Source organism: Brucella sp. 22210 (genome assembly GCF_052045675.1).
In the GTDB taxonomy this organism is placed as follows: domain Bacteria; phylum Pseudomonadota; class Alphaproteobacteria; order Rhizobiales; family Rhizobiaceae; genus Brucella.
The window spans coordinates 623,739-630,731 of the sequence record NZ_JBQEPD010000001.1 but is presented as its reverse complement, the minus strand read 5'-3'; the positions used below and the strand labels follow the sequence as shown (position 1 = coordinate 630,731).

The window sequence follows — 6,993 nt, the reverse complement described above, 5'->3', positions numbered from 1 at the left end:
GCCAGGAGCGACCGACCATCGAAGTCCTCGTCTCTGGAAACGCTTCTCGAACCCATGCTGTCAAAGTTCCACGACCTGGATAGCCCAACGCCCTCATCGTCGCAGAGATACAGCGATCGTGAGTGCGGTAGTGTTCAAGCGCCGCCTGCTTCCGGGCCTCAGAAAACTTCGGTGCGCGAGCCACACAACCAACACGCAGGTCTTGATGTTGCTGGTATTCGCGATACCAGTTTCTCAGCGCATTCTTTGTCGGATAACCCAATTGGCGGATCGTCGCCTTAACTCGCTTGCCAAGCTGGATATACAGCTCAACGGCGCGAATTCTGTCTGCATGGGAATACATGAACTACCTCCTGGTGGTCCAAGTTTTAGTCCGCATCCCCCCTGTAGCGGTTCCAATTAAGAACGAAATCATGCAAACCGCTTCAAGTGTTTGCTTTTACGCATTATCCCGCGCATCGAAGCGGGATCAGAAATCAGTCCAGTGGACTGATTTCCCCAAGTAGACGCTTCGCACTTTTGCTGGAAATGCTTTGGGTCTTTGATTTCCTGACAATTTCGGTCTAGAGAGCAGCCATGACCAACAAGATCATCTACAAGATCGCCCCGCGCGACCTCTGGGCGCAAGCGGAAAAGGCGGGAAGCTTTACGGGCGCGCCGGTTGATATTGCCGATGGCTATATCCATTTCTCTACTGCAACACAGGTGCGCGAAACGGCGGCTAAGCATTTTGCGAACCAGAGCAACTTGGTTCTTGTGAGCGTGGACGCGACCCGTCTTGGTGAAAACCTTAAATATGAGGCCTCGCGCGGCGGCGCGCTTTTTCCTCATCTCTATGCGGACCTTCCGCTTGATGCGGTCGTGACTGTCGAGCCCTTGCTGCTCGATAATGACGGACTTCATATTTTCCCGGAGCTGAAAGACGAATGAGCGGACTTTTTGAAACTCTCGGCCGGCGCGCCCTCTTCTCTTTCGACGCCGAACAGGCGCATGGCCTGTCCATTGCAGGGCTCAAGACCGGGCTCGTAAGCTGCAATGCGCCGAGCGATCCCGCATTGTCCGTGAAGATTGCGGGATTGCAGTTTCCCAACCCGCTCGGCATGGCCGCCGGCTATGACAAGAATGCCGAAGTGCCGGATGCGCTTTTGAAGCTCGGCTTCGGCTTCACCGAAATCGGCACCATCACGCCGCGCCCGCAAAGCGGCAATCCGCGTCCGCGCATTTTCCGCCTCGTGGATGACAAGGCCGTCATCAATCGCCTCGGCTTCAACAATGAAGGCCACGAGGCCGCTTTCAAGCGCCTGTCGCAGCGCGCAGGCAAGAGCGGCATTGTCGGTGTCAATATCGGCGCCAACAAGGATGCGGAAGATCGCATCGCCGATTACGTGGCGGGCATTCGCCGGTTCTACCAGCTGGCGCGCTATTTCACCGTCAATATTTCCTCGCCCAACACGCCGGGCCTGCGCAATCTTCAGGCGCGCGACAGTTTGCGCGAGCTTTTGAGCCGCGTGCTGGAAGCGCGTAACGAAGAGGGCAGCATGTGCACGCTGAAGCGTCCAGTATTCCTCAAGATCGCGCCTGATCTGGCCGATGAGGAACTGGACGATATTGCCGCCGAGGCCACCGAGCAGAAGCTGGACGGGATCATCGTTTCCAACACGACCCTGTCGCGCACGGGGCTGAAAAGCGCCGAAAACCGCGATGAAACCGGCGGGCTTTCCGGTGCGCCGCTGTTTGAACGGTCAACCGTGGTGCTGGCCCGCATGCGTGAGCGCGTCGGCCCGGACATGCCGTTGATCGGCGTTGGCGGCATCGACAGTGCAGAAACCGCCCTGACCAAGATCAAGGCCGGAGCCGATCTGGTGCAGCTTTATACGGGTCTCATCTATCGTGGCCCGGGTCTGCCGAGTGATATCCTGCGCGGGCTGTCGGCAGCGGTCAAACGCGAAGGCGTTGCCAATATTGCCGAGCTGCGCGACCGCGACGCAAAAGACTGGGCAGCCCGTCAGCTGCCTGCCTGATTATCTCGTGAATTCCAGCCTGTAACGGCGCGGCAGCATCGCCAGAAGCGTGATGCCGCGCACGGACAGGAACAGATTGAGCGCCAGCCAAAGCCCGTGATTGCCCATCGCGGGCTTTGCCGCATAAAGCACGGCCATGAAGAAGGCCAGCGACAGGAACATCATGTTGCGCATGTCGCGCGACCATGTGGCCCCGATATAGACACCATCCATATGGAAGGCGAGCAGCCCGGTCATACCGGTCAGTGCGGCCCACGGCAGATATTTGAGCGCCTCGGCATGCACATCCTCGGCTTTGGACAAGAGGCCGATGATCGGGTCACCGAAAACCAGAAGCGCGAAGGCGATGATGCTTGCCATCACCAGCCCCCAAGCAAAGGTCAGCTTCGCGCCGCGCACAAAGGCCGGGCTATAGCGGGCACCGATGGACCGCCCGACAATCTGTTCGGCGGCGGCTGCCATACCATCAAGGAAAAAGCCTGCCACGAGGAAGAAGTTCATCAGCACGGCATTGGCCGCAAGCGTCACCGGTCCGAGATCAGAGCCTGCACGTGTGAAGAAGGCAAAAGCCGTCAAAAGCAGGAAGGAGCGGATCATGATATCGCGATTGACCGCGAACATGCGCACAATGCCTTCCTTCTGGAAAATGCGCTGGCGGCTTGGGCGCTTGGTTGCGTCCTTGCGGAAATGCCGGACCACCAGAAAAAGGCCGACAATCGCCGCGACCGTTTCACCGGTGACCGTGGCCCATGCCACGCCCGTCACACCCCAGCCGAGTTCCAGACCGAGAACAATGCACAGCACAATGTTGATGCCGTTGAGCAGAACCTGAAGGCCAAGGCCGAGCAGTCCCTGCCCGCGTCCGAGCACCAGTCCCAGCACGGAGTAATTGATGAGAGCAACCGGGGCCGCCAGCATACGGATCGACACATAGGTCGCCATGGCTTCCTGGGTTGCGCTTGTCGGATGCATGAAGCTCGAGGCCGCCGCCAGTGTCAGCGGCAAGGTCAGGATCATCAGTCCGCCAGCTGCGACAGCGATGATGATGGCGCGCCAGAAGATCGCCTGTTCTTCGACGGCGTCTTCAGCACCCATGGCCTGCGCCACCAGACCGGTGGTGCCGGAGCGCAGGAAATTGAACATGGATAGCAGGAAGTCGAACACCAGCGCGCCGATGGCCAGTCCGCCGATCAGCTCGGCCTTGCCCATTTGCCCGACCACGCCCATATCGACGAGGCCCAGCAGTGGCGTCGTAACGGCGGCTAGTGTCATAGGAATAGCGATCAGCATGACCATGCGATGCGTCACATCGAACGGCCTCGTAACGCTTCCAACGCGCTGCGACTGATCCATAGTCAACTGTCCCCGAATTCATGCCTGTTGTTCGAGAACGTCTACTCTGGAATCGCTCGAAACTACAGAGAATTCGGCCAATAGATTGTCGCAGCTCCTGACAGCTCTATGTCAGGAGAAATCACGCGCTGCGCTGCAGTGTCAGAGGCCCAGCATCATCGCCCAATAAATTCGATTGGGCTTGTTTTCCGGCGTTGCCCAGGCAAGGCCGTAATGGCTGAATGTGGGATCGAGCATATTCTTGCGATGGCCGGGCGATTTCATCCAGGCGTCGAATACCGCCTCGGTGCTCGACTGGCCGGATGCGACGTTTTCAGCCGCTGGCCCGCGAATGCCCGCCTGACGCAACCGCGCAACGAACCCATTGCCCCAGCCCACGCTGTGGCCAATCTTGCCATAGCTTGCCATGCGCTTTGCCTGATAAAGCGCAGCCTGTTCCAGCTTGGAATCGGTCGCCATCATCGAAAGGCCATTTGCCTTGCGGATGGCGTTGAAAAGCCCGGTGGGATCGCCAGCGCTCACCACATTTGTCGCCGCCTCAGCCGCGCCAAACGGCAAAACGGAGAGCGAAACCGCGCCCCCGGCGAGCACCAGAAAGCCACGCCGGGAAAGCATAAATCCTTGTTTTTGCTGCATCGTCCGAATGTTTAATCCTGCTGCCAATATCTGCTATTTGCGATAGCTGAGGATACGGAGCAAAATAAAGGCAGGGATGACAACGGCTGCGCCCAGAATAAGATAATCGGCAAAACGGGCGACGGCAGAGAAGCCCATATTCCACAGGCGCAGGAAGAAATCGCGAATGCCCCACAGAATGTCATAGGGCGTCCAGTGGAACGCGCTCATGACAACGCCGACCACCAGCGAGATCAGCACCAGCTTGACAATGATGCGGGCAGGCGTATCGCCAAGAAAACGGTTTACACCATCAGACATGCAAATCTCCTGCGTCTCGATTGCCGCCATGCGGACAGATTCATCGCGCAAGACATAGGCTGTGATGATGACATCCGCAAGTTTTCAGCGTCTGAACCTAAAGACCTGAATCAAAAAGCGGCATGTGTGTGCGAAAATGGTGATTTTCGAGTACCGGAGCGCAGCGTACTTAAAGGTACGTGAGCACCGGAACGTAGAAAATTGCCATTTGCAGCCACACAGGGCGACTTTTGGAGCAGGCTCTATCTTTGCTTACGATAATCGCGTGGAGCCTTCTGCTTCTGGCGCGAAAAGGACCGGTTCATGCTGCGCGTATCGGTAAAGCCGCTGGCGACGGCCACATCCAGAAGCGACAATCCTGTTTCGGCCAGCAGTTCCTTTGCTTTCTTGACCCGCAATTCTTCGCGCACTTCGAAGGCCGTGCGTTCCAGCGCCAACCGGAAGCCGCGTTCCATCTGTCGTACCGAGATGCCGAGCCTGCGGGCTACGTCGATCATGGGCACCGGGTCTTCCAGCGTTTCCTCGAAAATGCGGATGGCCTTGCGGATCATCGGCGAGCGCACGCCGTTGAAGCTGAGCGCTGGCTGTTCCGAGCGCACCAGCTCGTAAGGGATCATCAGGATCGACGCACTCTTGCGCGCCAGTTCCTCGGAAATCTCGTTCTGGATAATGGAGAGGGCCAGCGACGCCGCTCCCAGTCCACCCGCGCAGGTATAGTGCCGCCCGCTGCGGTGAAACAGGCTAGTCGTGTCAGCGGTATAGCCGTCGAACAGGTCGAGAAAATCGTCGCGGTGGAACCAGTTCACACAGCAATTGCGGTCTTCAAGCAAGTTTCCCTCTGCCAGAAGGAAAGCGGCGGTGCAAAGCCCCACCACGGTCTTGCCGCGTTTGTCGGCGCGCTTGATGAGATCGATCAATGCCTGCTGGCGCGGACGATACTGGGCAAGCACCCCGCCGACGACGGCGACATAATCGCATTCGTCAAGTTCGCCGATGGGAGCCGTCGGTTCGATCACCATGCCGGAGCTGGACGCAACCGGATCGCCGGACAGCGTACAGATTTTCCAGGCGCAACGGATCTGGCGGCTCTTGTCACGATCATCGGCAGCCAGACGGAAAGGATCGAGAAAAAGGCTCAGCGCCGTCAGCGTAAAACCCGGCAGCGCGACAATGCCAACCGACAGCCTGCGTGGCTGAGCTTCGCCTTGCGCGTTTTGTAAATCCGGCCTTCGGCTTGTATCCAATCCCGTTCCGTTTGCCACGTCAGTCGCTCTCCTCCGCCCTTGTCACATATCTGCGCGGAGTTACTCGTGCCGTCAACGAAAATGCTTGGAAAGCTTCAACTGCTGCGCCTGATAGTTGGAACCAAGATCGGTGCCGTAAAGCGCCTTCGGGCGGTTCAGCATATGCTCATAGACAAGGCGACCGACGATCTGGCCATGTTCCAGAATGAACGGCACTTCATGGCTGCGCACTTCGAGAACCGCGCGGCTGCCCGTGCCGCCAGCCGCACTATGACCGAAGCCCGGATCGAAGAAGCCCGCATAATGAACGCGGAACTCACCGACCAGCGGATCGAAAGGCGTCATCTCTGCGGCGTAGAGCGGCGGCACATGCACGGCTTCACGCGAGACGAGGATATAGAATTCATCCGGGTCGAGCACCAGCTCGCGCGCGCCGCGATCATAGATCGGCTCCCAGAAATCGAGCACATCATTGGCGGCGCGCTTGTCCACATCGACAACGGCCGTGTGATGCTTGCCGCGATAGCCGATCAGCCTGTCCGGACCACCGGAAAGATCGACGGAAAGCGCAATACCGCCACCGGAAATATTCGGCATTTCAGCAGCCACCAGCGTCTCGGAATCGTGCAGCGCGGCGAGTTCCGTCTCATCCAGCTGGGCACGGCCCTTGCGGAAGCGAATCTGCGACAGGCGCGAGCCGGTGCGCGCAACAATCGGGAATGTGCGCGGGCTGACTTCCAGATAAAGCGGCCCCTTGTAACCGGCAGGCACCTTGTCGAATTCCTGCGCGCCATCGACAATCACACGGGTGAATATGTCGAGACGACCGGTCGAGCTTTTCGGATTGGCGGAAGCCGACAGTTGCGGCGACAGCGAAAGGCTTTCCAACAGAGGCACGATATAGACGCAGCCGGTTTCGAGAACCGCGCCTGCGGTCAGGTCGATCTCATGCAGCTTGAGGCGCTCGAGTTTGTCGATGACCGGCGTGCCCGGACCCGGCATGAAGGAGGCGCGAACGCGATAGGCCTTTGCGCCAAGGCGGAGATCGAGGCTCGCAGGCTGGATCTGGTCGGCATCCAATGGGCGCGGCGAAGCCAGCAAACCGCTTTCGAACAGCGCAGCGATATCCGCATCCGCCAGAATTCCCGCATCTCTTTGCGCCATCGACCTCGTACTCCATAGTCTGAGCAATTCTTCAAAAGACCTTTGACCACTCAAAGGCCCGATGCCAACCCTTAGCGCCCGGAGAAACGGGGTTTTCCGCAGGAATCGAACTCAATCGCAAACCGATGAGGCAGGCTTTTCCTCAAAACTCGCTATCCTGGCATTGACGACCTTGCACAACAGGCATAAGGAAAATGTGTTCCGTGGTGATTTGGCCGGCCGGCTTGCAGCCACGTTAAAGAATTCGCTAAAAAGGGCCGCGGTTCGTTACCGGC

At 58.5% G+C, this 6,993-nt stretch carries 7 protein-coding genes, 2 pseudogenes and 1 riboswitch; of the genes and pseudogenes, 2 read left to right on the top strand and 7 right to left on the bottom strand.

What is annotated here, in order from left to right:
* Window positions 1-343, bottom strand: a pseudogene (locus tag ACTJKP_RS02925) (IS3 family transposase); the annotation flags it as partial.
* Window positions 344-576: 233 nt separating this feature from the next.
* Between ACTJKP_RS02925 and ACTJKP_RS02920 the strand changes: the two are divergent.
* Complete coding sequence (locus ACTJKP_RS02920) at window positions 577-930, top strand: DUF952 domain-containing protein (protein ID WP_440629617.1); 354 nt, start codon at window positions 577-579, stop codon at window positions 928-930.
* Window positions 927-2,021, top strand: a complete 1,095-nt coding sequence (locus ACTJKP_RS02915) for a quinone-dependent dihydroorotate dehydrogenase (protein ID WP_440629616.1) — start codon at window positions 927-929, stop codon at window positions 2,019-2,021. The genes ACTJKP_RS02920 and ACTJKP_RS02915 overlap by 4 nt, the downstream gene beginning before the upstream one ends.
* Here ACTJKP_RS02915 and ACTJKP_RS02910 read toward each other — a convergent pair whose 3' ends face one another.
* From ACTJKP_RS02910 to ACTJKP_RS02885, 6 genes and pseudogenes are all read right to left on the bottom strand, one after another.
* Complete coding sequence (locus ACTJKP_RS02910) at window positions 2,022-3,374, bottom strand: MATE family efflux transporter (protein ID WP_440629615.1); 1,353 nt, start codon at window positions 3,372-3,374, stop codon at window positions 2,022-2,024.
* 141 nt (window positions 3,375-3,515) lie between these two features.
* The gene (locus tag ACTJKP_RS02905) at window positions 3,516-4,010 is read right to left on the bottom strand and encodes a CAP domain-containing protein (RefSeq protein ID WP_440629614.1); all 495 of its coding nucleotides are present in this window, start codon (window positions 4,008-4,010) and stop codon (window positions 3,516-3,518) included.
* Between the two features lie 33 nt (window positions 4,011-4,043).
* Complete coding sequence (locus ACTJKP_RS02900) at window positions 4,044-4,310, bottom strand: DUF6460 domain-containing protein (protein ID WP_078338112.1); 267 nt, start codon at window positions 4,308-4,310, stop codon at window positions 4,044-4,046.
* Between the two features lie 96 nt (window positions 4,311-4,406).
* Window positions 4,407-4,518, bottom strand: a pseudogene (locus tag ACTJKP_RS02895) (flagellar basal body P-ring protein FlgI); the annotation flags it as partial.
* Window positions 4,519-4,552: 34 nt separating this feature from the next.
* The gene (locus ACTJKP_RS02890) at window positions 4,553-5,554 is read right to left on the bottom strand and encodes a GlxA family transcriptional regulator (protein ID WP_440629633.1); all 1,002 of its coding nucleotides are present in this window, start codon (window positions 5,552-5,554) and stop codon (window positions 4,553-4,555) included.
* A 72-nt stretch (window positions 5,555-5,626) separates the two neighbouring features.
* Window positions 5,627-6,718 (bottom strand): 2'-deoxycytidine 5'-triphosphate deaminase, encoded by a 1,092-nt coding sequence (locus ACTJKP_RS02885; RefSeq protein WP_440629613.1) that lies wholly within the window; start codon window positions 6,716-6,718, stop codon window positions 5,627-5,629.
* A gap of 193 nt (window positions 6,719-6,911) precedes the next feature.
* A riboswitch (SAM riboswitch) is annotated at window positions 6,912-6,991 on the top strand.
* Window positions 6,992-6,993 lie beyond the last annotated feature (2 nt).